The following is a 24,675-nucleotide window of genomic DNA, read 5'->3' as shown; positions in this document are numbered from 1 at the left end:
GTTGGGTTATCGCCATGAGGATCCGACTCAACTGACGTATTGTCGTCATTTTTATTTCTGGTAGCAGGCACTGTAATAGTGTTATAATCTCGAACATGGGCTGTGTGTGGTTTTTGAGTTTTTGCTTTGTAAGACTATAACTCTACTACATCGCCCCTACTTTTAATACTCTTTTTTGGCTAAGGTATTGGTCAATATGACTGTAAATAAGAAATATATCAAAGATGTAAATGATCAAAAACAAAAAATTAGATAAAAAAACTTGGGCCCATGCCATATCGCAACCAGCAGAAGAATTTCCCCTCTCTCAATTACCCATAATTACAGGTAAAATTCCCCAGGGTTTGCGGGGTACATTATACCGCAACGGTCCAGGGAGATTACAACGGGGAAATATGTCTGTGGGACACTGGTTTGATGGGGATGGAGCCATTTTAGCAGTTCACTTCTGTGATGATGGTGCTAAAGCAGTTTATCGTTATGTACAGACCAGGGGGTATGAAGAAGAAACTCAAGCAAATAAGTTTCTTTACGGTAATTATGGTATGACAGCACCGGGTATGATTTGGCATAAGTGGCAAAGACTCGTTAAAAATGCTGCTAATACTTCAGTTTTGGCATTACCAGATCAACTTTTAGCCCTTTGGGAGGGTGATCATCCCCATGCTTTAGATTTAGAGAACTTAGAAACCAAGGGTTTAACTAGTTTGGGGGGGTTAACCCAGGGAAAAGCTTATTCTGCTCATCCCAAAGTTGACTATCAAACGGGAGAAATATTTAACTTTGGGGTAAATATTGGCACTATTGGTATGGGTTCCCCAGGGAGTGGCATCCTAAGTGTTTATAAAAGTGATTTCACTGGTAGAATCATTCAACATTCCCAGTTTGATTTAACCCAATTTAGCCTAATTCATGATTTTGTTTTAGCAGGAAAATATTTAGTATTTTTTGCCCCACCTGTACAGTTAAATATCTGGTCCGTATTGTTAGGAACTAGCAGTTACAGTCAGGCTTTGACTTGGCAACCACATATAGGAACCCAGATTATTGTTATTGATAGAGAAAATTTATCTTTAGTTAGTCGAGGAGAAACCGAATCCTGGTTTCAGTGGCATTTTAGTAATGGCTATGTAGATAATAGAGGTATAGTAATTATTGACTTTGCCAAATATGCTGATTTCCAGACTAATGAATATTTACGAGAAGTAGCAACCGGAAAAGTAAAAACAACCGCCAAAACTACCTTTACCAGAGTAGAACTTAACCCCCAAAACGGTCGAGTTAAACAACTAGTCACCTTATTAAATAGAACCTGTGAATTTCCTAGTGTCCCCAGCAAAAATGTTGGCAAATTTTCACCCGCTACATACATGTCCATTTTTAAAAAAGGGACGGAGACACAAGGGGAGATATTAAATAGCATCGCCAAATTTGACCATGAGAATGGTAGTTTAACCGAAGCTAACCTGGGTTTAAACCGCTATCCGTCAGAACCTATTTATGTTGAAGATAGAACGAATTCTGACAGGGGTTGGGTATTAACAGTGGTTTATGATGGTAATAACCACAGTAGTACAATTTGCATATTCGAGAGTCATCGAATGAACGAAGAACCAGTTTGTCAACTTGCATTACCTTCCGTAATTCCCCATAGTTTTCATGGAACTTGGAAACCATCTAAAACCATATAATTAAATGAAATCAATGTTGAAAATGCAGGATGTGAAAACTGAAAGGGCGGGGTGGTCTCTCACACATAGAGATCCCCAATTTATTGCCAAGATGATGCCATTATTAGCAATTTTATATAATTGCTATTTCCGGGTAGAAACCAGTGGTTGGGAAAATATTCCACAAGGAAAAATTTTGGTTGTTGGTTCTCACAATGGGGGGTTGGCATCCCCGGATACGTCTATGATGATGTATGACTGGTTACGTCGATTTGGTACTGAAAGGCTGATTTACGGTTTAATGCATCCAAAAGTATGGGAGGTTTTTCCGCCAGCAGCTGAAATAGCTATGAAGGGAGGTGCAATCCGAGCCCATCCTAAAATGGCTTATGCAGCATTTCGTGCAGGTGCAAGTGTTTTAGTTTATCCTGGTGGCGCAGAGGATGTATTCCGTCCACATCGGATGCGAGATAAAATCTATTTTGCCCAAAGACGGGGTTTTATTAAGTTAGCACTGCGAGAGAATGTCCCCATTGTTCCAGCTATTTCCTGGGGATCCCACGACACCTTGATTGTATTAACTGATTTATATCAAATCATGGCACGGTTTCATCAGTGGGGAATGCCATGGTTATTTGATGTTGACCCTATAGTTTTTCCTTTGTATTTGGGTTTACCCTGGGGTTTAGCCCTGGGTCCACTGCCAAATATTCCTTTACCTGCTAAAATACATACTAGAGTTTGTCCACCAATTATATTTAAAAGATATGGAAAAGATGCTGTTAATGACGTGAGTTATGTCAATGAATGTTATGAACTGGTTAGGAACCAGATGCAGACAGAATTGAACCAATTGATCAAGGAAGCTAGCTAGGAGAGACTTTAGTCCCGAGTTCATGGTATGATGCTATCAAACCGTTATTCGTAAAAACCACTTGTAAATTATACTTGTAAATTAACTATGGCTACTATTAACGACAACTACCTAAAACTAAAAGCTGGTTATCTGTTTCCAGAAATTGCTAGAAGGGTCAATGCTTTTGCCCAAGCTAACCCTGATGCCCAAATTATTCGTCTGGGTATTGGTGATGTTACTGAACCACTGCCAGATGCTTGTCGTCATGCTATGATTCAAGCTGTTCATGATCTGGGCGATCGCACTACTTTTAAGGGTTATGGACCGGAACAGGGTTATATTTGGTTACGGGAAAAAATAGCTGTTCATGATTTTCAAGCAAGGGGAGCTGCTATAGAAGCAGATGAAATCTTTATTTCTGACGGTTCTAAATGCGATACGGGTAATATTTTAGATATTTTTGGCAGAAATAACATTATTGCTGTTACTGACCCTGTATATCCCGTTTACGTCGATACTAATGTGATGGCTGGCAATACTGGAGAAGCTAACGACAAGGGAGAGTATGGTGGTTTGGTGTATTTACCTGTGACTGCGGAAAATAACTTCACAGCGGAAATACCTCAACAAAAGGTAGATCTAATTTATTTATGTTTTCCTAATAATCCTACCGGTGCAACAGCTACCAAGGAACATTTAAAAGACTGGGTAAACTATGCTAGATCCCAGGGATCGATAATTTTCTTTGATGCTGCTTATGAAGCATTTATTACCGATCCTGATCTTCCCCATTCTATTTATGAAATTGAAGGTGCTAGGGAATGTGCCATAGAATTTCGTTCTTTCTCTAAAAATGCTGGGTTCACTGGTACCCGTTGCGCTTTAACCGTTGTTCCCAAAATCCTAACTGCTAAAGCTGCAGATGGTTCCAATATAGAATTGTGGAAATTATGGAACCGTCGTCAGTCTACCAAATTTAATGGGGTTTCTTATATTGTCCAAAAGGGTGCAGAAGCTGTTTACTCTGAGGAAGGACAAGCTCAAATCAAGGCCTTAGTAAGTTTCTATTTGGAAAATGCTCAAATCATTCGTCAACAATTAACTAGTGCAGGTCTAAAAGTTTATGGTGGAGTAAATGCTCCCTATGTATGGGTGAAGACACCAGCTGGTTTAACTAGTTGGGAGTTTTTTGACAAACTACTACAGACTGTAAATGTTGTAGGAACTCCCGGTTCGGGTTTTGGTGCTGCTGGTGAAGGTTACTTCCGCATTTCCGCATTTAATAGTCGAGAAAATGTGGAAGTAGCAATGCAACGAATTACAGAAAAGTTCTCCATCAATTTGCCATAATCTAAATATCCAGCAAACTATAGCGCTTTTGCAGGTTGAGTAGCTTCATTCTAGCTTCACCTGCGTTATCCGCTAAATTAGAAAATTCTACAAACCTTTTCAATTCTTTTCTCAGCAAGTTCCTTTCTACTTCCATTGCTTCTCGATCTAAGTCTGGAGGTGACACTATCATATCAAAAATTGTCGCCCTTTCTTTACCGGGATGGGGACGTAACACCCTACCGCGACGCTGAATAAATTGACGGGGATTGCTAGAACTGGATAAAATCACTGCGGTTCTAATTGCTGGTATATCTACACCCTCATCTAAACAACGAATAGCTACTAAACCCTGCAAGTCCCCACTTTCAAATTGTTTTCTTAACACTTCTCGCTCTGGTAATGATGTTCGCGCAGTGTAGGTGCTGATTTTATACCCTAGTTCCACTCCTAAAATTTTGGTTACCTCTTCCAGTTGGTAAGAATGGTTCCCCCCCTCTTGGGAACCATCACTACAATAAAATAATGTATGGCTCGTGTTTAGACGATTTAACATTAAATGTTTTAATGCCACTAGTTTATTTTCCGCGCTGCTAATTAATCTAGCTCGTTTTATCAGTAGAGATTTAATACCCTCCATATCTTCAAAACTAAAGGTCTCCCGTATCTCCCGATTTTGTAAACAACGCCCTATTTTTTTGGTTAATCTTAAATAATTCATACTCTCCAACTCCGTTAATTCCACGAAAACTGGATAGTATAAATAATGCACCAATGCTCCCTGGTCAATGGCATCTTTTAAGCTAAACTCCGGTTGTAAAACCGGTCCAAAATATTCCAATAAGGACTCCGTACCTTCCTCATCAAAATATCTTTCTGGTGTAGCTGATAGAGCTAGTCTTAATCCCACACTACGAGGTAAACTTTCTTCTAACCTGGGCGCACCCAAATTATGTGCTTCATCCCCAATGATTAAGGTTTTCAACGGAAAATATTTCAGTTGTGATTGGAAACCTTCCCCAATTAAGGTCAAGTTAGTGGTGATAACAGTCAGAAACTTTTGATAACCAGAACCCAAGTTATATAACTCTACCGACATTTGACTATGCCAATTTCGTATATTTTCGTAAGCTAAAATGGGCTTTAAGTTAAATTTCTCACATTCCCTACCCCACTGGGTAACCAAGTGACGATGGGGACAAACCACTAACAAGACTTGTAAGCCTATCTGTTTATATAATTCATAGGCGATCGCCAATGCGGTAATTGTTTTTCCACTACCGGTAGCCATTTTCAATGTTCCCCGACCATTATTAGCAAACCAGCTAGTAATAGCCTGTTTTTGGTATCCTCGTAATTCGACGTGTAAAGGTATTCTAGGACAACCGGGTAAAAATGGATTGACATGGTAGTCACCGCTATTTTCCCTGACAAAGGGTAATTTAAGGGAAAAGGTATATGGTGCTGATACCGGTAGTTTAGAACTTGAAGCAATGGAAGACGCTATAAAGTACATTTTTTATTCAAACTAATTAGGACTAGACCCGTAGCAGCTCCTAAGCATTTTGGCTAAAGCCATAATTGTAGTTTCGCCAGACACCGACTAAAGAACCTTGTATTTCCACATGAATAGCGGGGACTTGAATAGGTTGATAGTTGGAATTAGCTGGTTTAAGAGTGACCATATCTCCCTCAAGATAAAACCGTTTTAAGGTTGTACCATATCCCTCCACCCTAGCAGCAACAATGGTGCCATTTTTCATCAGATTGGGTTCAGCCACAGGACGCAGGAATACCACATCACCATCAGCAATTAAATCCTCAATCATACTATCACCAGCTACCCGCAAAGCATAACTTTGAGGAGGAATAGGCAGATTGGCTAAATCTAAGTACTCACACTCTACCGCATCAGCAAAAGGTTCAATCAAGCCCCCTGCTGCAATGGTTCCTAAAATGGGCACGCCGTACTTACTAGAATGCAATATTCTAATGGTTCGTGCCTTACCCTCATCCCAGCCAATGTATCCCTTGTTCCGCAAGTGTTCCAACCTGCTTTGAACCGGTGCAGGAGACTTCAAATTTACTCCCTGCATCATTTGACGAATAGACGGTGAATGTTGATTAACCCGAATATATTCTACCAACCATTCGTATAGTTCGTTTTGGGCTTCCGTCAGTTTTTCCATATTTTTGGGGAAAGCAACAACAAATGTCCTTAGAACATTTGTACTACAAAAAGTTTCCCTTAACAAGACTCTATTGGGTATTTCTTAACAATAAATTAATATTCTGGCGGTAGGATTGGATACAGGGAAACCCATTTATCCATTGTAATTTAAAAAAACTCTGTTGTCAATCAACTTGGGCCCATGAGAATTTGGATTTTACGGTTCTTAGAGCCGAAAGTTGAGCGAAAAAAATTCAGTTAGCGCCCAAAATACTAGCCAGTAAAGCTTTTTGAGCATGCAATCTATTTTCAGCCTGATCCCAAACTTTTGATTGGGAACCCTCTATTACCTCATCGGTAATTTCTTCCCCACGGTGGGCGGGTAGACAGTGTAAAACTATGGCTTGGGGATCTGCTAGACTGAGTAAATCCTGGGAAATTTGATAGGGTTGGAAGATTGGTAGACGATTATCAGCTTCTGATTCCTGACCCATACTTGCCCAAACATCAGTGTAAAGGATGTGGGCATTTTTAGCTCCTATGACTGGATCATGGGTAAGCATTACTTCAGTTTTATCACCAGCAATAGCCCGGGCTTTTTCTACAATATCTTGATTGGGGGCGTATCCTTGTGGGAAAGCTATCCTTACATTCATGCCAGCTAAGGCACAACCCAACATTAGGGAATTAGCTACGTTATTACCATCCCCTACATAGGTAAGGGTTAATCCTATTAAATCACTGAATACTTCTCGAATAGTCAATAAATCTGCTAAGATCTGACAGGGGTGTTCTAGATCTGTTAGAGCATTAATTACTGGTATTTTAGCGTAGTGAGCAAAGGTGACCAATTCTTGTTGGGCAAAGGTTCTAATTGCTAAGACATCTAAATAACGGTCTAATACCCTAGCGGTATCTTGCACAGGTTCACCTCGACTCACCTGGGTGACATTTGGATGCAGGTCAATTACCTGACCTCCTAATTGGTACATAGCCACTGTAAAACTTACTCTAGTGCGAGTGGAGGCCTTGGAGAATAACAAACCCAAAACCTTGTTGGAATGTAGTGTTAGTTTTTGTGATTTGAGTAATGTTGCCATGGAAAGGAGTTCTAGTAGTTCTGTAGAACTTAGGTCTCCTAAACCTAGTAAGTCTCTTCCAGTCAATGCTACCATGCTGATGATTTGTATTATTAAGTGTTTTTTAAGTTTTTCAGATATTTCAACAGTACTAGGTTTTCAAGTTGAAACTCTACTAACTATTGTTACCTGAAATTACAGGATTTTGTATGCCACATTTATACTATAGCACTGGGGGAAAAATTTTTGGGACTTTTTTGCCAGATTTTTAGAAAAAACCACTGGACAAATTTTGGTTCTGTGCTATGATTAGGTATCAGTGGGCATTAATTACATCCTAGCCCTTTGCCAGCATAGCACAGCGGTAGTGCATCCGACTTGTAATCGGAAGGTCGTCAGTTCAATCCTGACTGCTGGCTTTTTGTGCTGTCGCTTGCCAAATTATTTGACCGCGTTGACAAATTAATGTCCGTATTGCCAAATTATTGTCCCCGTTGACAAATTATTGTTTTTCGCGGTCAATAATTTGTTTACCATTATAACCTCCGCGCAAATTAAACCGACGACCTTCCGATCTTTCAACTCCCAAAGATATTTAACATTAAATAATCATAAATTCAGTTTTTTAAACAAGACATTATTTCGCCTTTTGGCATCGTTAATGAGTTTAGTAAAAGACAGAATTTCGACATAAGTATTAAGCCTGGGATTATAACCAAAGTAACCTTGTAAATCTGGTGTTGGATAATAGGTAGCATCTTCTGCAAAGCCTTTAATTTTTGGAGTTAAATCACAAATAATATAGGCATAAAAAGGAATGTGCTCAGGTAAATTAACCAATCTACCTTCTCTGTCAACAAAACTACCCGACTTAATTTTTCTAATATAGTCGTAGACTTGAGTAATTGGGTTTTCATTATCTTTATACCTCCCGCGCATAGGGCGTTTAAATTCAACTATGACAACTGATGAATAAGGTTGTTCTTCTCCTTCAACAAAAGCTATTGGGTTATTAAAAATTAGCAAATCAGGTCTTTCGGTGCTATCAATTTCTAAATCCTCAAGGGTATCCAGAGGTTGATCAGAAGCCAGGTATTGATGATAGGTTAATTTTTCGTCAATAATCCATAGGTTTTGTCTTTCAAATGCGACATCTTCGGATGTACTTCTGAGGGGAAAAACAATTTCGTGGATGTCTTTTTCTAATTTATATTTGCCATCATCGTCTTTTTTTAAATTCTTTTCAAAAATATCCAATATAACTTTTTTGTGAATCACATACTCTGCTAGTTTAGACTTACCGATATCATTATATCGTTCAAGAATTTTTTTAGCAATAGCATCAGCTTCCTGGGGACATTTTTCTTTATAAGGACTTTGATAATCCGTTAATTGTACAATTGTCTGGCATTCTATATCACCGGATGCTTGCCTACCTATTAAATCGAGCTAAATGGGCCACTAGCTTAACCCCAAATTCTTGCTCAAACACTTGCTTTTTCAAGTCTAAACTCCACATTTCTAGATCACAATCATCATCATACCTACTGGGAGAAACAACCATCTCTAATTGCCTAATGGTAGGCAAATATTCACACTTAATCCCACGAACTGCTCCAATTTGTCTCCTGTCTAAAGCCACAGCTACCCGCAAAATGGCACTCAGTTGGGATACCATTTGTCGATGTCCTTTATGGGTTAGATTTTGGAAGTTTTCATGCTTTTTCTTGGGTGGTGATTTGCGATGATAACGGGCCAAGTTGGCAATAATTTCTATTTCTGTCTCATTGTAACCTAATAACTCCCCATTCCTAATTAAATAATAGGAATGTTTATGATGTGCTGAATGGCTAATATGGTGACCACAATTATGTAAAACCGCCCCAGCCCATAATAATTCTCTGGTATCTTCACCCCAATTGTGTAATTTGCCTTGAGTTTGACTAAATAAAGTCAAAGCGAATTCCGCTACCCGTTGACTACACTCTAAGTTAATATGGTACTTTTGAGCCAGCTTTAAAACATTTCTCTCCCGAATAGAACTTTGATATTGTAGTCGATCCGCAATAAATCCATGGGTGAGCATCCAGTCAACTATTACACCTTCTCTCAAGGAACGTTCACAAACTGTGATGGTTTCTAATCCCAACAATGTCATTGCTTCCTGTAATATTACTGCTCCAGCCAGTATTACTTCTGACCTTCTATCGGGCATTCCCGAAATTGCCGATCGCTCTACATTGCTCATTCTTTTTAAACGGGTTACCCAGGTTTGTAAATCGTGGAGACTAAAACAATAACCGTTAAGAGTAGAAGGTACAATTCCCATTTTCTCCTTAGCATGAATGGTGGCTATGGTTTCAATCGTCCCGGAAGTTCCCACCAGCTTAGGAATCTCACCTGGTTGCAGTTTAGAAAGTATATCTTCTACAGAACGCTCTAACATTCCTTTAGCATAAGCCTGTAAGTATTGAAATTCTGTATTAACAATAGGATCGGTTGTAATTAATTCCCCAGTTAGTCGCACTGCGCCGATTTTGGTACTGGTTAAACTGCGAGGTTCTTGAGAATCACCTAAAATTAATTCCGTAGAACCTCCTCCAATATCAATGATAATATGTGGTTGTTGATTAAACTCCATCCCCGACAACACACCTAAGTAAATCCGTCGCGCTTCCTCCTGTCCAGAAATTAAGTCTACATCTAAACCTAACTCAGTCTCTATTTGATGTAAAAAAATTCTACCGTTGGGTGCTTCTCTAACTGCACTGGTAGCTACAGCAATAATACTATCAGTTTCAAAACTCTTCGCCAGTTCTTGAAAACGACCTAAACAGGCGATCGCCTTTTTCATAACTTCCGGTTTTAAATCCCCAGTTTCTAAATTGCGATCGCCCAGTCTGACAGTTTCCTTTTCCTTAGCAATTACTGTAAAAGTTGGTAAGGTTGGTTCAATACGTACTACGACTATATGCAAAGAATTAGTGCCAATATCAATAGAGGCAATAATTGGATTTGGCTTCACCGATGGAACTGGTACAACATTCCAGTTAGCAGGAACTATATTCACCATTATGAGTGTGTTCTCTCTTAATTTAGATGGACAAAAAAGCTAGGTTTCCGGATCCGCCAAGTCTTCCAAAAAGGATATTCTATAGATGTAGACTCAAAGTGCAAATCTAGTAAACATGCAAACCACACCAGAAGGCAATCAAAAACCATTATGGTTTATCATTATGCGCCTCTTACGGTGGCATAAACCAGGGGGTAGGCTAATTTTGATGATTCCCGCTTTATGGGCCCTGTTTTTGGCAGCTGATGGCAAACCACCCACAATCCTAGTAATAGTAATTATATTAGGTAGTTTAGCTACCAGTGCTGCTGGTTGTGTGGTCAATGATTTATGGGATAGGGACATTGATACCCAGGTTAACAGAACGCGCGATCGCCCTTTAGCTTCCCGAGCTCTTTCGGTGAAAGTTGGTGTAGTGGTGGGAATTGTTGCCCTGGTTTGTGCAGCTATTCTCGCCTTCTATCTTAATCCCTTGAGCTTTTGGTTATCCGTGAGCGCTTTACCAGTAATATTACTATATCCCGGCGCTAAACGAGTATTTCCCATACCCCAACTAATTCTTTCTTTGGCCTGGGGTTTTGCCGTTTTGATTAGTTGGAGTGCAGTCACAGGCAATATTTCTCTACCCACCTGGTTTTTGTGGGGGGCCACAGTCCTTTGGACTTTGGGATTTGATACCATCTATGCCATGAGCGATCGCCTGGACGATGAGCGCATTGGCGTTAAATCTAGCGCCCTATTTTTTGGTGATCAGACTCCTAACGCTGTGGGTATTTTTTTCCTCGGTACTATTATACTGTTAATGGCGGAGGCTATTTCTTTAAAATTAAATATATTTTTTTGGATCAGCTTATTGATTGCTAGTCTTGGTTGGTTTTGGCAAGTGCTACGATTAAGGGATCCTAAGCTACCTAACCGGGAATATGGAAAAATGTTCAGTCAAAATGTGGGCATAGGTTTCTTGATCCTCTTAGGGATGATTCTGGGATCTACCTAGATAACCTCAAATGTTAAGGTTGATTGCAAATCAATAAGCTAAGTAAAACAATGTGATAGGTTTTGATTATGTATTAAAATTTAGCGCCCAAGGAGAAAAAAGTGGTCATGGAATCAAAAGTATTAACAAGAACTGCTGTGGAAAATGAAAGCCAGGACATTAGTGAATACGTAGCCCATTTACAGCTACACATGACCCTACAAGCTCGCAATTTGGTTCCTACTCTAAAACAAATTCAGCAAGATAGCCGCCAGCAATTACTTCATCAAACCCAAGCCTGCTTTGAAAAAATGGCCTCTCGTCAAGCATTTTAGCCAACCATTTTTAGGAGAAAGTTGCCCAAATCTCTGGTTTGGCATAAAAAACGAACAAAAATTCCACAAAAAAGTGCTATAGTTGGTGAGCGTTCGGCAATGTTTTTCATATTGGTAGCGTGAAACCAGCTTCTTAGATCTGGATATAATCCTTTTAAATCGAAATGAACTCACTACTTCCTCCAAATCTGGAACTGATAATTCGTCCCGTACAATATAGGGATCTAGACGCTCTTGAACAGTTGAGACGTCCTAGAGAAGTCCCTACCAAGTATGGTATTTTTGGCATGCAGTGGCTAGGTCACTGGTTTGGAGTGCTGAAATTTTTAAACTGCTTCCCCAACCCATGGCAACATCGTTTCCGTCAATTTGTAGCGGAGCGCGGTCGTAAGTTGCTAGGCGCAATTCAAGTTTCCCCTTTCAATCGCACCCGCAGCACTTGGCGTGTTGACCAAGTCATGTTAGATACCTGCGCTGATAAATTGGGCATAGGCTCCCAACTACTACGCCACTGCTTTGAATCAATTTTAGAAGCTCGTACGTGGATATTAGAAGTAAACATTAATGATGTCAGTGCTTTGGCACTTTATCGTCAAAATGGATTTCAGCGTTTAGCGGAAACCACCTATTGGGAAATTAAACCAGATCTATTACAAGAATTAGCACAGGCTGAGCCGGATTTACCTAATCTCCTACCGGTTAGTAATGCGGATGCGCCCCTATTGTACCAGTTAGATACGGCATCCATGCCGCCTTTGGTAAGACAGGTATTTGATCGCCACACGCATGATTTTAAAACTAGTTTATTCGATATAATTGGTAATGCTATTAAACAATGGGTAGAGGAGACAGAGGTAGTGAGTGCCTATGTATTTGAACCTCAGCGTAAGGCGGCAATTGGTTACTTTGAATTGCAATTAGACAGACAAGGAACTAGTCCTCATGTAGCTACCTTAACAGTTCATCCAGCTTACACCTGGTTATATCCAGAATTGTTATCTCAATTGGCTCGTATTACTCAAGATTTTCCCCAACAGAATCTAAAATTAGCGTCATCCGATTATCAACCCGAAAGGGAACAATACCTGGAGAATATTGGTGCCCAGCGGATTGAACACACCCTAATTATGTCTCGCTCCGTGTGGCATAAAATCCGGGAGTCTAAATTTGTCTCCTTGGAAGGTATTCAGTGGACGGAGGTGCTTCAGGGACTACAACCTGCACGTAAACCTATTCCCGGTGGTATGTCCTGGATTCCTAAATCCCCACCTGTTCCTGAAGTAACCATGGGTAAGTCAGAAATGGTCGCTCTTACAATTGAGCCATCAGAATCACCACAGGAGAATAATTAGAGTAGTGGTTGAATTCCAGTCAAAATCTTTCATATCCGCTCTGGGGTTGGATGTGGGTAGTAAACGTGTGGGCGTTGCTGGTTGCGATGGTACCGGACTAATTGCCACAGGTATAACTACAATCCAACGCAAGTCCTTTGTAGAAGATCTACAGGAAATACGGGGACTGGTAGAAAAGCGACGAGTGCAAATTTTAGTTGTTGGTATACCCTACTCCGGGGATGGTTCTATGGGAGAGCAAGCCCGTCGAATACAGAAGTTTGCTAATAGACTAGCTAAAGCTCTAGGGTTACCCCTGGAGCATGTGGATGAGCGATTAACCTCTTTTCAAGCTGAGCAAATGCTCCTAGCGGAAAATCGCTCACCATCCTATAATAAAGGTTTAGTGGACCGCAAAGCAGCATCCATAATTTTACAGCAGTGGTTAGACGATAGAAGGTTAAGAACTCCGCAAAATCTACCAAACCAAAGTGAACTATAACCTCTGGGTGATTTTTTCTTGTTCTAGTACCTTTAAAGGTGATATCCTCAAGACTATTACTCAATACTGTATTCGGCTTTTTGGCTTGTCATATAGTTGAATGATTCTGGTGCATTTGAGTATTGATAAATTTAGATTGTGTAACTATGTATTCCTCTGACTTTTCCGAAGAAAATGACCGTACTGATGCTGATTTGATTACTTTAACAGATGAAAAAGGGCGATCGCTCGAATGTTATATAGAGAATTCCTTTGAGATAGAAGGTCAAGAGTATATTTTGCTTTTACCTGTGGACTCTCCTATACAAATTTTTGCCTGGGAGGGTTATGGAGACGAAGAAGAAGCAACTTTAGTAGACGATGATCAAACAATTGATCGGATTTTCAGCACTGCTCAGGCTGTCTTATCTGAGCAGAATTTAACTTTAAAAAACACTGCTTACGCTTTGACTGTAACTGGTGAGCTACCACCAGTGGAAGAATCTGAGATCTTGACCCTAGAAGTTGAGGGTGAGGAAGAACAAGAGACGGAACCAGAGCAATTACAACTGCTGACCAATTTTTATTACGAAGACCAAGAGTACGAAATCTATACACCTATTGATCCACTCCTATTTTTTGCTAGAAAAACTCAGAGTGGTAAACCCCAGCTGCTTTCCCCAGAGGAGTTCAATCAGGTTCAGCCCCTTTTAGAAGAATATCTGTTTGATACAGTCGAATAGTCTAACTGGGGAAAACTAAAATCAGCCCATTTGAGGCTTCCCCAGTTAGGCTTTAGCATATCTAAGCTCGAGCTATATTTTCCTAGTCCACTCATTTGAGGAAGCCATGATTTGGAGTGAAATCTTACAACCAGATTTGATCTTACACGGTCCGATTTTAAATCTGACACCGGATATCATTCAACAATATGGACTCAAAGGACTCATTTTAGATGTTGATGATACTCTAGTACCTATAACTGCTAACTCTGTCTCCCCAGAATTAGAACGGTGGGTCATGGAAATAAGACAATATGCAGCATTATGGTTGGTTAGTAATAATTTGAGTCAACCCCGCATTAGCTCTATTGCTAAGTCTTTAAATTTACCTTACTACCTAGGCGCGGCCAAACCTTCACGACGTAAAATTAGAGCAGCACTACGAGAAATGAACTTGTCTGCTAATCAGGTTGCTATGGTAGGCGATCGCCTGTTTACTGATGTAGTTGCTGGTAACCGTTTGGGAATGTTTACTATCCTGGTGGAACCTATGGTTCATGAGGGTACTGTTTTGCGTGGTTATTCTATTCGCAATGTAGAAGTTTGGATCTCGGAGATTCTGGGAGCTTCTATTAGACCTAAGCACACAAAAGTTCACAAAAATTGATAAAGCGAAACAAAACTAAATCTAAAGAAATAATTAAGGAATTTTAGATCAGGAAAAAAATCGGGGAGGATAATTATCAATAACATGGGGCAAAAAAATAAAGCCCTAAATAATCATAAGTAAATATAAAATCGTGCAACGTCTTCCTTCACCATAGAGGGAAAGACGTTGTGCAACTTTTTGCTGATCACAGATGACGGAGACAATAGTAGTTAAAATAGGCACTTCTAGCCTCACTCAAGCGGAAACTGGGAAATTAGCCCTTTCCACCATTGCTACCCTCACAGAAACCCTCTGTCGTTTAAGACAGCAAGGGCACAAGGTGATTTTAGTTTCTTCGGGTGCTGTGGGTGTAGGTTGTGCCCGACTCGGACTAACAGAAAGACCTAAAGCCATGGCCTTAAAACAAGCTGTAGCTGCGGTAGGACAGGGTCGTCTCATGCGTATTTATGATGACCTATTTACCACCTTAGAACAACCCATAGCCCAAGTATTATTAACCCGGGCGGATTTAGTAGAACGTAGCCGATATTTAAATGCCTATAATACATTTCAAGAGTTATTAGGACTAGGAGTAATTCCCATAGTCAATGAAAATGACACGGTAGCAGTAGAGGAATTAAAATTTGGCGATAACGACACTCTTTCAGCTTTGGTTGCCAGTTTAGTAGAAGCAGACTGGCTATTTTTGCTAACAGATGTTGATCGGTTATATTCAGCTGATCCAAGGAAAGTACGCAATGCTCAACCGATTAGCCTAATTAGTAACACCAGAGAACTGGAGGATCTGAAGATTCAAGCAGGGGGACAGGGTTCACCATGGGGCACAGGGGGGATGATGACAAAAATATCTGCTGCTCGGATTGCTATGGTGGGGGGGGTGCGCACGGTAATTACCCAAGGACGTTTTCCCCATGACATAGAAAAAATTATCGCGGGAGAGCAAATAGGAACTCACTTTGCACCTCAACCAGAACCAACTTCCGCTAGAAAAAGGTGGATAGCTTATGGTTTAGTTCCAGTAGGAAAGTTATACTTGGATGAGGGAGCAGTTATAGCCATTTCTCGCGGTGGAAAATCCTTATTACCAGCAGGAATTAAAATGGTAGAGGGGGAATTTGACAGTCAAGACGCGGTGCAATTATGTGATCTTCAAGGTAATGAGATTGCCAGGGGATTGGTTAACTATAACAGTCAAGAGTTGGAAAAAATTCGCGGTTGTCATTCCCAGGATATTGAAGATATTTTAGGTTACGGGGGTATAGAAACCGTTGTTCATAGGGATAACCTGGTTTTGATTTGACAAGAATCACCTTGCTCGAATTAGATGTGGTGCGGCAAATATGGAATGAGGAGCAAGTTGTATATTGACGTTATATGCACCTGACCACAATCTTACCAGGTTGTCTGTTAGTTCTTCTATTTGAGAAAGATTGTCCATTCCCGGTTTTAGGGATAGTAAAATTTTCCAGTTCACTGGAATTCCCTGTACGCTGTTGTATGCTCCCGACATCACCCCTGTGAGCACACTACAATAGCAGTTGAAAATTTGAGCTTGTTTATTACTTCGCAAAAGGCTTAATTTGAAATCTTCCACACTACTCAAAAAGCAATAAAGGGAAAGGGCCATATTGTGACTGATATTTTCCTGCAAGTTAAACTCCGCCCCCATTCGTACTATTCCTGCTTGTTGCTTTAACAAGTTATTTAGTTTTAATAAGCTTTCTGGGAGAGGAGAGGTTGTATTTCCTAAAAAATCAATTGTTTCAGGAATCAGAGTAACAGTGTTTAATGTTTCTGTTAGACATTTGATTAGGACATATCCCCAAGCTAAAGCGTTATCTCTTTCTTCTGGATCCGCATTGCCAAGTTTGAGGAATTGCTGTAGATTTTCTTTGAACTTGTCTGGATCTTCATGGTAAAAAATGGCTAGGGGTAGTGCAGCTATGACAATTATTCCCGCTGTACTTGTGGTGTTTTGGTAATTCTCCCACCATTCCTCTATTTCCAATCTACCCCACTTAATCAAACTCTGACTACCTGAAACTGCAATTTCCCCCAAACTGACCGATTCCTGATTAGTTAAAGTTTCGCCTAGCAGCATCCCCAAAAAAATACCCCTAACTCGACTCCTTAGAGAATAACGCATGATATGATTAAATCTCATTCTTTCTGAGATAATGCACCAGTGCTTGTAAACCTAATATATAACTCTGAACGCCAAATCCACTAATTTGTCCAATCACCACTGGAGCTATGTAGGAATGATGACGAAAATCCTCTCGGCGATAAATATTACTTAGATGAACCTCCACCGCAGGTAAATTAACACCGGCGATCGCATCTCTAATAGCCACACTAGTATGGGTGTAGGCACCCGCATTAATTACTATGCCTTGGTGCTGTTTTGTGGCAGCATGGATATTATCTATTAGCACTCCTTCGTGATTAGACTGGAAGGGAGTAACCTTCACACCCAATCTTACAGCTTCTGCTGCGAGGAGGGAGTTTATCTCTTCTAGGCTCTGAGAACCGTAAACACCCGGTTCTCGCTGTCCTAGGAGATTAAGATTGGGTCCATGCAGCACTAAAACACTGGCATAAAAGTTAGAGCCATGTATTCCGGTCATTAACGACCTCGTGGGCGTTCGTGCACTGGAATAGGGATGAGTTCCCCCTCGGGTTCCACTTCCGGACCTAGTAGTGCTTCTACCAACTTCCGGGCTAATTCTTTAAGCTTTTCCAGTACCTTTTCTATATAGTCCATTTAACTGAACACTCCTGAGATACTTCCCCATCCCCATTTGTGATTTATGATAACAGTTGGGAAATGGAAACTTTCCTTAACATACTATGTTTTTACCTTAGTTGTCAAGATCTAGCCTTTCTTTTGGCTCCTACTGGTGGATTTTGTGGTGGTTGACTTGGTTTTCGCAGTAGTTGATTTCTTGGTTGTGCTAGTAGTTTTACTCCTGGACTTACTAGAGGTTTTAGCTTTTAACAATTCTAGAGCTTGGCTGAGAGTAACACTTTCTACTGTTTGACCTTCCGGTAGACCGACGTTGGTTTTACCGTGATTAATATAATAACCGTATTCACCGTTATAAATATTCACAGGTGCATCATCTTCCGGATGTAAACCTAATTCTCGTAGAGCAGTCTTGGATTTACTATTTCTTGAACTTCTGGCTTTTTTGGGTTCTGCTAATAATTCCAATGCGCGTTCTAGAGAAATTGTCAACACATCATCACCCACCTTTAGTGAGCGGTAATCTTTACCATCTTTCCCCTGATCATGAACTACATAAGGTCCAAACTTGCCTAAACTAGCTTGAATTTTTGCTCCCGTTTCTGGATGCTCTCCTAAGTGTCGAGGCAATGACAATAAACCCACAGCCATATCCAAAGTGAGGTTTTCTTGGGTAACACCTTTAGGAAGGGAAGCTTGTTTTGGTTTGGGATTTTCGTCGGTTTTATCTCCTAATTGGATATAGGGTCCATAGGTGCCAATTTTCAGGTAAATGGGTTCACCTGTATCTGGGTGTGTTCCCAACTGATCTGGTCCCACGGTTTTTTGTCGCAGTAGCATATCCACCTGCTCAGGGTCTAAATCCGCTGGTGTAATGTCTTTAGGAATAGACGCTGTTACTATCCCTCCTTCATTTTCTACCTCAATAAATGGACCAAACTTGCCAATGCGAACCTTGGCGTTAAGGTTTTCTAATTCTACGGTTTTGGCTTTGCTAGGGTCAATTTGATCTTCTTGTTCTTGCACTAGGGCCTGTAAACCTTTCTCCCCTAAATAGAATTTCCGCAGATAGGGTAGCCATTCAGCTTCACCAGTGGCAATTTCATCCAGAGTTTGCTCCATTTTCGAGGTAAAACTGGGATCCACAATCTCCGGGAAATGTTGTTCTAATAAACTGGTAACAGCAAAGGCAGTAAAAGTAGGAATTAGCGCATTACTTACCAGTTGAGCATAACCTTTATCAACAATGGTGCCAATAATACTGGCGTAGGTGCTGGGACGACCAATCCCTTCACTTTCTAGAGTTTTCACCAAAGTTGCTTCTGTATATCTAGCTGGAGGTTGGGTTTCATGTCCCACTGCTTCTAATTCTGTACATTGGGGATGATCACCTACTTTTAAAGGAGGTAATATCACTTCTTGATCTTCCAGTGCAGCTTCCGGGTCGTCCGATCCTTCTACATAAGCACGAAGATAGCCAGGAAAATCTATACGTTTACCAGAAGAGCGGAATCCAGCCTCTTCTACTTTTAGGTGAACAGCAATCTGGATTTGGCGAGAGTCAGCCATTTGGGAAGCAATAGTACGCTTCCAAATTAAATCGTAAACCGCAAATTCTCGTCCACTTAAACCAGTTTCCTGGGGAGTGCGAAATGTGCTACCAGCAGGGCGAATTGCCTCATGAGCTTCTTGGGCACCTTTAGACTTGGTGGTATATTGTCTAGGCTGAGGACTGAGATATTCCTGACCATACTTCTGGGTTACACAAGCTCTAGCTGCGGCGATCGCCTGTTCTGACAGATGTACAGAATCTGTCCGCATGTAGGTGATATATCCTTGCTCATAGAGATTTTGGGCGATCCGCATTGTATCCCTAGCGGATAAACGTAGTTTTCGGTTAGACTCCTGCTGCAAAGTGGAGGTAGTAAATGGTGGAGCGGGTTTTCGGATCACGGGACGTTCTTCTATATCCGTCACAGTCCAAGTTTTGCCTTCCAAACGTTCCTGGAGTGCTAAAGCCTGCTCCTCATTTAGTAGGACCACATTACGTCCTGCAGCGATTTGTCCTGTAGCGGGATCAAAATCACTACCCGTGGCTACTTTTGTTCCTTCTAAGGTGATTAACACCGAGGTGAAAGGGCTTTTTGCTTGTAACAGACTAGCTTTTAAATCCCAATAAGTACCTTCACGAAAAGCTCGACGTTGACGTTCTTTATTTACTAGTAGGCGCACTGCTACAGATTGAACTCTACCCGCAGAAAGTCCCCAGGAAATTTTCTTCCATAGCAGAGGAGAGAGAGTATATCCCACCAGACGGTCTAAGATACGTCTAGTTTCCTGAGCGCGGACTAATTGATCATCAATAGTTCTGCAGTTGGCTAAAGCCTTTTTAATTGCTTCCTGGGTAATTTCGTGAAATACCATGCGTTTGGTAGGCACTTTAGGTTTAAGTAACTGATATAAATGCCAGCTTATACTTTCACCTTCCCGGTCTTCGTCAGTTGCTAAAATCAACTCATTGGCAGTTTTTAAAGCTTCCTTTAGTTGACTGACGACTTTCTTTTTATCTTTAAGAACAACATATACTGGTTCAAAATCTGCTTCTATATTTACCCCAAACCGAGCCCATTTTTCCCCCTTAACAGTAGCAGGGATTTCACTAGCAGACTGAGGTAAGTCACGGACATGACCCATAGAAGCTTCTACCTGGTAGTCTTTTGGCAGGTAGTTCCGAATAGTACGGGCTTTGGTTGGAGATTCAACAATAACAAGGGTTGACATGGAAATTTCAAAGAATAGCTTTGAAGCTAAACAGTCAAGTTGAGATAATTTTGGCACTGATTTTATTTTGCCACAAACTATAGGAAACGGGTAAAGATCCCATAAACCCCATAAATATGAGTATAAACGGCAAGAGCAATCTGGGATGCCGTCTACATCTATTATTCATCTTTAACTTATAGATGGTATGCTTGGCCAATAAAGTTGGGAAATTCCCACTCCAGTTTGATTTTGCCTTTTACCCGGTTCATGCTGTCCATAATTCTATAATTTCTAGTCACCAGAGTTAAAAACATAGAGATTAATGCAAATTCGGTCATGAACTATATATAGAATTGGAGTAGTTGGCCTTAATCTCTAATCACCAAAACCTATACATATCATGGATTTTGCTAATATTGCATCCCAGTTAAACGCGGGAACGATTTTACCAGAGGGGATTGTGATCATCACCCTCTTGGGGGTTTTGATCGTGGATTTGATTTTGGGGCGCGCTTCCTATCGCTGGATTGCTTACCTAGCTGTTGCTGGGTTACTGGGAGCCATTCTTTCCCTATGGTTACAATGGGACTCCCCCCATCCTATCGGTTTTACCGGTGGGTTTAATGCTGATGACCTCAGTATTATATTTCGCGGAATCATTGCTCTGTCTGCTGCTGTCACCATCCTCATGTCAATTAGCTATGTGGAGCAAAGTGGTACGGCTTTGTCAGAATTCATCGCTATTCTATTGACTGCCACTATGGGAGGTATGTTCCTCTCTGGTGCTAGTGAATTAGTGATGATTTTCATCTCTTTGGAAACTTTGAGTATCTCTTCCTATTTGCTAACAGGTTATACTAAGCGTGACCCACGCTCTAATGAAGCTGCTCTCAAATATCTGCTTATTGGTGCCTCTACCACGGCTGTATTTTTATATGGCATGTCCCTTCTGTATGGATTATCAGGAGGCGAAACTGAATTAAATGCGATCGCCAGTGGTATTGCTACAGCTCATGGAGGTCAGTCCCTAGGTTTAGTAATTGCTCTAGTGTTCATCATTGCTGGAGTTGGGTTTAAAATATCTGCTGCACCCTTCCACCAATGGACACCAGATGTTTATGAGGGTGCCCCCACCCCGGTCATAGCTTTTTTATCCGTTGGTTCCAAAGCAGCAGGTTTAGCTTTGTCCATCCGTTTATTAACGGTAGTGTTCCCCTTAGTAGAACAAGAGTGGAGATTTGTGTTTACTGCTTTGGCCGTGCTGAGTATGATCTTGGGTAACGTTGTGGCCCTCGCTCAAACCAGCATGAAACGAATGTTGGCTTATTCCTCCATTGCTCAAGCTGGTTTTGTGATGATTGGCTTAATTGCCGGTACGGATGCGGGTTACTCCAGCATGTTATTTTACTTACTGGTTTATCTGTTCATGAATCTGTGCGGATTTACCTGTATTATTCTTTTCTCTTTGAGAACAGGTACAGATCAGATTACGGAGTACTCTGGTTTATATCAAAAAGACCCCTTACTCACCCTGGGTTTAAGTGTTTCCCTATTATCTCTGGGTGGGATTCCTCCCCTGGCTGGGTTTTTCGGGAAGATTTACCTATTTTGGGCAGGTTGGCAAGCGGGTCTATATTGGTTAGTGTTGTTAGGATTAGTCACCAGTGTAATTTCCATTTATTACTACATTCGGGTAGTGAAAATGATGGTGGTGAAAGAACCTCAAGAAATGTCTGATGTGGTCAAGAATTATCCGACCGTGCGGTGGGATCTACCAGGATTTAGACCTTTACAAGTGGGATTGATAGTCACCCTAATTGCTACAACTATCTCTGGTATTTTGTCTAATCCCTTATTTACCTTAGTCAACACTTCTGTTGCTCACACACCAATTTTACAAGCTGGAAAATTGGCTAGCAGTCAAACCAGTTTAGTTGTGGATAAAAAGTCCCAACAACTATAACCTTTATGGGTAATGGATAGTCCCATTACCCAGTTCTCCATTACAATGGTCTAGTCAGCAATTTTTGGACTTGACATGAATTTTCGCTGTCCTTCAATTTTTCTTTTTGGCTTGACCACTAGTTTGGCATTAATACCCTCAAACCTAAACCTGCCAAGTGTCAGTGCTGTAGAAAATTGTTCAACTTCTGCTTTATCTCGCATTAAAAAACATCAAGTTAGTCCAGGTGAAAACTTGGTTACTATAGCGGAGAGATATAAGCTAATGCCAGCTACTATCTTACAGATGAATCCGTTAATCAGTAATGGTCAGGTTACACCAGGAACTCAATTACAAATTCCCCCTTTTGATGGCATGGTGGTGCAGGTATCAAATGGTCAGGGTTGGCAACAAATAGCTAAAAAGTATAGGGTTCGCCCAGATACACTATTTGAACTGAACGGTTGTCAACAAAATCCTACGGTGGTATTTGTTCCCTCTTCATCCAAGGTCAAACCCGCATCTAGGTCTGCTGGGTCTGTCACCACTATGGGATCGCCCATATCTAATTCTACAGGTGTGTCTTTTTCCTATGGTTGGCAAATTCATCCTATTACTAATCAAGTTTTTTTCCACAGTGGGATTGATTTATTAGCGGAAGTGGGCACTCCTGTCCGCGCTACTGCTAGTGGTGTAGTGGTCTTTGCTAAGGAGCAAGGTAGCTATGGTAACTTAGTTATTATTAACCATCAAGGTGGAATGCAAACCCGTTATGCCCAGTTAGAATCTATTAAAGTAAAGTTGGGTGAACAAGTTAAGATTAATCAAGTGTTGGGAACTGTAGGCGCTACGGGAGAACCCAGTTCCAGGGAACCACATTTACACTTTGAAGTTCGTGCTAGTGAGGATTTGGGATGGACTGCCAAGAACCCCGTAGATTACTTGAAGTGACAAAAAGCAAATTCTTCTAATATTAAACAAACCATCAGGTTTTATGTATGGTAGTTCCTAATTGTGATCTACCATTTCTCTTTTAAACCTAGACTTAAATTTTTAATTAATGTTTCCTAGTTTTCAATTGCCATATTAGATTATGTGATAGAGTCAAGTCAGACTAAGAAAAAACCTAAGGCAATTTTTTATGGGAGGTCAGGAAGTGGCTATTGCTACCATTAATCCTACCACTGGGGAAACTCTCAAGGTCTTTTTACCTCTGAAAGATGAGGAAATTGAAGCTAAACTGCATTTAGCAAGTCAGACTTTTCAACATTACCGTCATACAAACTTTGTAGAGCGATCGCACTGGTTATTGGAAACTGCCAATATTCTGGAAAGAGAAAAAACCGATCTGGGGAAATTAATCACCTTAGAAATGGGTAAAACTCTAAAATCTGCGATCGCTGAGGTGGAAAAATGTGCTTTAGTCTGTCGCTACTATGCCGAACATGGACCCAACTTCTTGGCCGACGTGAGTATTAGCACCGATGCCAGTCGCAGTCTGGTAAAATATCAACCATTGGGGGTTATTCTAGCCGTAATGCCCTGGAATTTTCCCTTTTGGCAAGTTTTTCGGTTTGCCGCACCTGCGCTGATGGCGGGGAATGTGGGATTACTTAAACACGCATCTAATGTTCCCCAATGCGCCCTATCTATAGAAGAGATTATTAATCGTGCTGGTTTTCCTCAAGGGGTATTTCAAACCTTATTAATTCCAGCCACACAAGTAGCAGATTTAATGGGAGATAATCGCATTAAGGCTGCCACCTTAACGGGAAGTGAACCAGCGGGTGTGTCCTTAGCAGTTGCATCTGGTAAACATATTAAAAAAACTGTTTTAGAATTAGGGGGAAGCGATCCATTCATAGTGTTAGAAAGTGCGGATTTAGAATTAGCTGTTAGTACCGCAGTTACAGCAAGATTGATCAATAATGGTCAGTCATGTATAGCGGCGAAACGGTTAATTGTGGCTGAAGCTATAGCTGATAGATTTGAGGAAATGCTATTGGCAAAATTTGCAACTTTGAAAATTGGAGATCCTTTAGCAGATGACACAGATATTGGACCATTAGCAACTAGCAAAATTTTGGCAGACCTGGATAATCAAGTGCAAATTGCCATAGCCAGTGGAGGTAAAATTCTTATAGGTGGTTATCCCATAAAAGAGGGTCATGGTAACTTTTATCCACCCACTATTATTGTAGATATTCCCCTAGATCATCCCATTGCTCAAGAAGAATTTTTTGGTCCAGTAGCCTTATTATTTCGAGTTCCAGATCTAGACGCAGCCATTAAACTGGCTAATGACACACCATTCGGATTAGGTGCAAGTGCTTGGACAAATAATCTCCAAGAACAGGAGCGGCTAATTACAGAAATCGAAGCAGGAGCTGTATTTATTAATGGCATGGTTAAATCAGACCCCCGATTGCCATTTGGAGGAATTAAACGTTCTGGATATGGTCGAGAATTAAGTATTCAAGGTATGCACGAATTTGTGAATATTAAGACTGTTTGGGTTAAGTAGTTAATGGT

Annotated in this window: 23 protein-coding genes and 1 tRNA gene; 14 read left to right on the top strand and 10 right to left on the bottom strand. The window is 40.8% G+C overall.

Annotated features, from left to right (window positions below):
* Positions 1 to 230: 230 nt before the first annotated feature.
* The 3 genes from C6N34_RS04515 (at position 231) to C6N34_RS04505 (ending at position 3,876) form a co-directional block, all read left to right on the top strand.
* Complete coding sequence (locus tag C6N34_RS04515) at positions 231 to 1,691, top strand: carotenoid oxygenase family protein (protein WP_115539217.1); 1,461 nt, start codon at positions 231 to 233, stop codon at positions 1,689 to 1,691.
* 13 nt (positions 1,692 to 1,704) lie between these two features.
* Complete coding sequence (locus C6N34_RS04510; RefSeq protein WP_006275811.1) at positions 1,705 to 2,544, top strand: lysophospholipid acyltransferase family protein; 840 nt, start codon at positions 1,705 to 1,707, stop codon at positions 2,542 to 2,544.
* Positions 2,545 to 2,631: 87 nt separating this feature from the next.
* Positions 2,632 to 3,876: an LL-diaminopimelate aminotransferase gene (locus C6N34_RS04505; RefSeq protein ID WP_115539216.1), complete on the top strand. Its 1,245-nt coding sequence runs from the start codon at positions 2,632 to 2,634 to the stop codon at positions 3,874 to 3,876.
* A 1-nt stretch (position 3,877) separates the two neighbouring features.
* Here the strand turns inward: C6N34_RS04505 and C6N34_RS04500 are convergent, their stop codons facing one another.
* The 3 genes from C6N34_RS04500 to argF form a co-directional block, all read right to left on the bottom strand.
* Positions 3,878 to 5,371: a DNA phosphorothioation system restriction enzyme gene (locus C6N34_RS04500; RefSeq protein WP_115539215.1), complete on the bottom strand. Its 1,494-nt coding sequence runs from the start codon at positions 5,369 to 5,371 to the stop codon at positions 3,878 to 3,880.
* Between the two features lie 40 nt (positions 5,372 to 5,411).
* Entirely contained in the window at positions 5,412 to 6,044 is a 633-nt protein-coding gene (gene lexA / locus C6N34_RS04495) for a transcriptional repressor LexA (RefSeq protein WP_040007947.1), read from the bottom strand.
* A gap of 235 nt (positions 6,045 to 6,279) precedes the next feature.
* Positions 6,280 to 7,200, bottom strand: coding sequence for an ornithine carbamoyltransferase (argF, locus tag C6N34_RS04490; RefSeq protein ID WP_115539214.1), 921 nt, complete (start codon positions 7,198 to 7,200; stop codon positions 6,280 to 6,282).
* 251 nt (positions 7,201 to 7,451) lie between these two features.
* On the opposite strand from argF, the gene C6N34_RS04485 reads away from it, so the two are divergent.
* A tRNA-Thr gene (locus tag C6N34_RS04485) sits at positions 7,452 to 7,523 on the top strand.
* Between the two features lie 190 nt (positions 7,524 to 7,713).
* Here the strand turns inward: C6N34_RS04485 and C6N34_RS04480 are convergent.
* Together C6N34_RS04480 and C6N34_RS04475 are read right to left on the bottom strand one after the other, a co-directional pair.
* Entirely contained in the window at positions 7,714 to 8,382 is a 669-nt protein-coding gene (locus C6N34_RS04480) for a hypothetical protein (protein WP_115539213.1), read from the bottom strand.
* Positions 8,383 to 8,536: 154 nt separating this feature from the next.
* The gene (locus C6N34_RS04475) at positions 8,537 to 10,177 is read right to left on the bottom strand and encodes a Ppx/GppA phosphatase family protein (RefSeq protein ID WP_057178500.1); all 1,641 of its coding nucleotides are present in this window, start codon (positions 10,175 to 10,177) and stop codon (positions 8,537 to 8,539) included.
* 115 nt (positions 10,178 to 10,292) lie between these two features.
* Between C6N34_RS04475 and C6N34_RS04470 the strand changes: the two genes are divergently transcribed.
* From C6N34_RS04470 to proB, 7 genes are all read left to right on the top strand, one after another.
* Positions 10,293 to 11,174, top strand: a complete 882-nt coding sequence (locus C6N34_RS04470; protein ID WP_057178501.1) for a 4-hydroxybenzoate solanesyltransferase — start codon at positions 10,293 to 10,295, stop codon at positions 11,172 to 11,174.
* Positions 11,175 to 11,281: 107 nt separating this feature from the next.
* A complete protein-coding gene (locus C6N34_RS04465) occupies positions 11,282 to 11,488 on the top strand; it encodes a hypothetical protein (RefSeq protein WP_006275819.1) in 207 nt (68 codons plus the stop codon).
* Positions 11,489 to 11,652: 164 nt separating this feature from the next.
* Complete coding sequence (locus C6N34_RS04460) at positions 11,653 to 12,840, top strand: GNAT family N-acetyltransferase (RefSeq protein WP_057178502.1); 1,188 nt, start codon at positions 11,653 to 11,655, stop codon at positions 12,838 to 12,840.
* A 4-nt stretch (positions 12,841 to 12,844) separates the two neighbouring features.
* A complete protein-coding gene (gene ruvX / locus C6N34_RS04455) occupies positions 12,845 to 13,321 on the top strand; it encodes a Holliday junction resolvase RuvX (RefSeq protein WP_115539212.1) in 477 nt (158 codons plus the stop codon).
* A gap of 146 nt (positions 13,322 to 13,467) precedes the next feature.
* A complete protein-coding gene (locus tag C6N34_RS04450) occupies positions 13,468 to 14,043 on the top strand; it encodes a DUF3727 domain-containing protein (protein ID WP_006275822.1) in 576 nt (191 codons plus the stop codon).
* Positions 14,044 to 14,149: 106 nt separating this feature from the next.
* Positions 14,150 to 14,689, top strand: coding sequence for a YqeG family HAD IIIA-type phosphatase (locus tag C6N34_RS04445; protein WP_057178505.1), 540 nt, complete (start codon positions 14,150 to 14,152; stop codon positions 14,687 to 14,689).
* Positions 14,690 to 14,882: 193 nt separating this feature from the next.
* Positions 14,883 to 15,992, top strand: a complete 1,110-nt coding sequence (proB, locus tag C6N34_RS04440) for a glutamate 5-kinase (protein WP_057178506.1) — start codon at positions 14,883 to 14,885, stop codon at positions 15,990 to 15,992.
* A gap of 6 nt (positions 15,993 to 15,998) precedes the next feature.
* Here the strand turns inward: proB and C6N34_RS04435 are convergent, their stop codons facing one another.
* The 5 genes from C6N34_RS04435 to C6N34_RS04415 all read right to left on the bottom strand — a co-directional run bounded on the left by C6N34_RS04435 (position 15,999) and on the right by C6N34_RS04415 (position 20,539).
* A complete protein-coding gene (locus C6N34_RS04435; protein WP_235528991.1) occupies positions 15,999 to 16,856 on the bottom strand; it encodes a hypothetical protein in 858 nt (285 codons plus the stop codon).
* A complete protein-coding gene (gene aroQ / locus C6N34_RS04430; RefSeq protein ID WP_006275826.1) occupies positions 16,846 to 17,319 on the bottom strand; it encodes a type II 3-dehydroquinate dehydratase in 474 nt (157 codons plus the stop codon). Before aroQ ends, C6N34_RS04435 begins: the two co-directional genes overlap by 11 nt.
* Positions 17,319 to 17,456 (bottom strand): hypothetical protein, encoded by a 138-nt coding sequence (locus C6N34_RS04425; RefSeq protein ID WP_006275827.1) that lies wholly within the window; start codon positions 17,454 to 17,456, stop codon positions 17,319 to 17,321. Before C6N34_RS04425 ends, aroQ begins: the two co-directional genes overlap by 1 nt.
* A 111-nt stretch (positions 17,457 to 17,567) precedes the next feature.
* A complete protein-coding gene (topA, locus tag C6N34_RS04420; protein ID WP_115539211.1) occupies positions 17,568 to 20,219 on the bottom strand; it encodes a type I DNA topoisomerase in 2,652 nt (883 codons plus the stop codon).
* Between the two features lie 176 nt (positions 20,220 to 20,395).
* Positions 20,396 to 20,539, bottom strand: coding sequence for a hypothetical protein (locus tag C6N34_RS04415; protein WP_177169512.1), 144 nt, complete (start codon positions 20,537 to 20,539; stop codon positions 20,396 to 20,398).
* A gap of 62 nt (positions 20,540 to 20,601) precedes the next feature.
* Between C6N34_RS04415 and C6N34_RS04410 the strand changes: the two genes are divergently transcribed.
* The 3 genes from C6N34_RS04410 to C6N34_RS04400 all read left to right on the top strand — a co-directional run bounded on the left by C6N34_RS04410 (position 20,602) and on the right by C6N34_RS04400 (position 24,667).
* Entirely contained in the window at positions 20,602 to 22,164 is a 1,563-nt protein-coding gene (locus tag C6N34_RS04410) for an NAD(P)H-quinone oxidoreductase subunit N (protein ID WP_057178508.1), read from the top strand.
* Between the two features lie 75 nt (positions 22,165 to 22,239).
* On the top strand, positions 22,240 to 23,094 hold the full coding sequence (locus C6N34_RS04405; RefSeq protein WP_057178509.1) for a LysM peptidoglycan-binding domain-containing M23 family metallopeptidase: 855 nt from the start codon (positions 22,240 to 22,242) through the stop codon (positions 23,092 to 23,094).
* 205 nt (positions 23,095 to 23,299) lie between these two features.
* A complete protein-coding gene (locus C6N34_RS04400) occupies positions 23,300 to 24,667 on the top strand; it encodes an NAD-dependent succinate-semialdehyde dehydrogenase (RefSeq protein ID WP_115539218.1) in 1,368 nt (455 codons plus the stop codon).
* The last annotated feature ends 8 nt before the right edge of the window (positions 24,668 to 24,675 follow it).

The organism is Cylindrospermopsis raciborskii Cr2010, assembly GCF_003367075.2.
Lineage (GTDB): Bacteria > Cyanobacteriota > Cyanobacteriia > Cyanobacteriales > Nostocaceae > Raphidiopsis > Raphidiopsis raciborskii.
Note: the sequence above shows the minus strand (reverse complement) of the source record. Positions and strands in the feature narration are given on the sequence as shown.

Coding starts and splice junctions, on each gene's coding strand:
- C6N34_RS04515 (WP_115539217.1), top strand. CDS start 231: ATGATCAAAAACAAAAAATTAGATAAAAAAACTTGGGCCCATGCCATA.
- C6N34_RS04510 (WP_006275811.1), top strand. CDS start 1,705: ATGTTGAAAATGCAGGATGTGAAAACTGAAAGGGCGGGGTGGTCTCTC.
- C6N34_RS04505 (WP_115539216.1), top strand. CDS start 2,632: ATGGCTACTATTAACGACAACTACCTAAAACTAAAAGCTGGTTATCTG.
- C6N34_RS04500 (WP_115539215.1), bottom strand. CDS start 5,371: ATGTACTTTATAGCGTCTTCCATTGCTTCAAGTTCTAAACTACCGGTA.
- lexA (WP_040007947.1), bottom strand. CDS start 6,044: ATGGAAAAACTGACGGAAGCCCAAAACGAACTATACGAATGGTTGGTA.
- argF (WP_115539214.1), bottom strand. CDS start 7,200: ATGGTAGCATTGACTGGAAGAGACTTACTAGGTTTAGGAGACCTAAGT.
- C6N34_RS04475 (WP_057178500.1), bottom strand. CDS start 10,177: ATGGTGAATATAGTTCCTGCTAACTGGAATGTTGTACCAGTTCCATCG.
- C6N34_RS04470 (WP_057178501.1), top strand. CDS start 10,293: ATGCAAACCACACCAGAAGGCAATCAAAAACCATTATGGTTTATCATT.
- C6N34_RS04465 (WP_006275819.1), top strand. CDS start 11,282: ATGGAATCAAAAGTATTAACAAGAACTGCTGTGGAAAATGAAAGCCAG.
- C6N34_RS04460 (WP_057178502.1), top strand. CDS start 11,653: ATGAACTCACTACTTCCTCCAAATCTGGAACTGATAATTCGTCCCGTA.
- C6N34_RS04450 (WP_006275822.1), top strand. CDS start 13,468: ATGTATTCCTCTGACTTTTCCGAAGAAAATGACCGTACTGATGCTGAT.
- C6N34_RS04445 (WP_057178505.1), top strand. CDS start 14,150: ATGATTTGGAGTGAAATCTTACAACCAGATTTGATCTTACACGGTCCG.
- proB (WP_057178506.1), top strand. CDS start 14,883: ATGACGGAGACAATAGTAGTTAAAATAGGCACTTCTAGCCTCACTCAA.
- C6N34_RS04435 (WP_235528991.1), bottom strand. CDS start 16,856: ATGAGATTTAATCATATCATGCGTTATTCTCTAAGGAGTCGAGTTAGG.
- aroQ (WP_006275826.1), bottom strand. CDS start 17,319: ATGACCGGAATACATGGCTCTAACTTTTATGCCAGTGTTTTAGTGCTG.
- C6N34_RS04425 (WP_006275827.1), bottom strand. CDS start 17,456: ATGGACTATATAGAAAAGGTACTGGAAAAGCTTAAAGAATTAGCCCGG.
- topA (WP_115539211.1), bottom strand. CDS start 20,219: ATGTCAACCCTTGTTATTGTTGAATCTCCAACCAAAGCCCGTACTATT.
- C6N34_RS04415 (WP_177169512.1), bottom strand. CDS start 20,539: ATGACCGAATTTGCATTAATCTCTATGTTTTTAACTCTGGTGACTAGA.
- C6N34_RS04410 (WP_057178508.1), top strand. CDS start 20,602: ATGGATTTTGCTAATATTGCATCCCAGTTAAACGCGGGAACGATTTTA.
- C6N34_RS04405 (WP_057178509.1), top strand. CDS start 22,240: ATGAATTTTCGCTGTCCTTCAATTTTTCTTTTTGGCTTGACCACTAGT.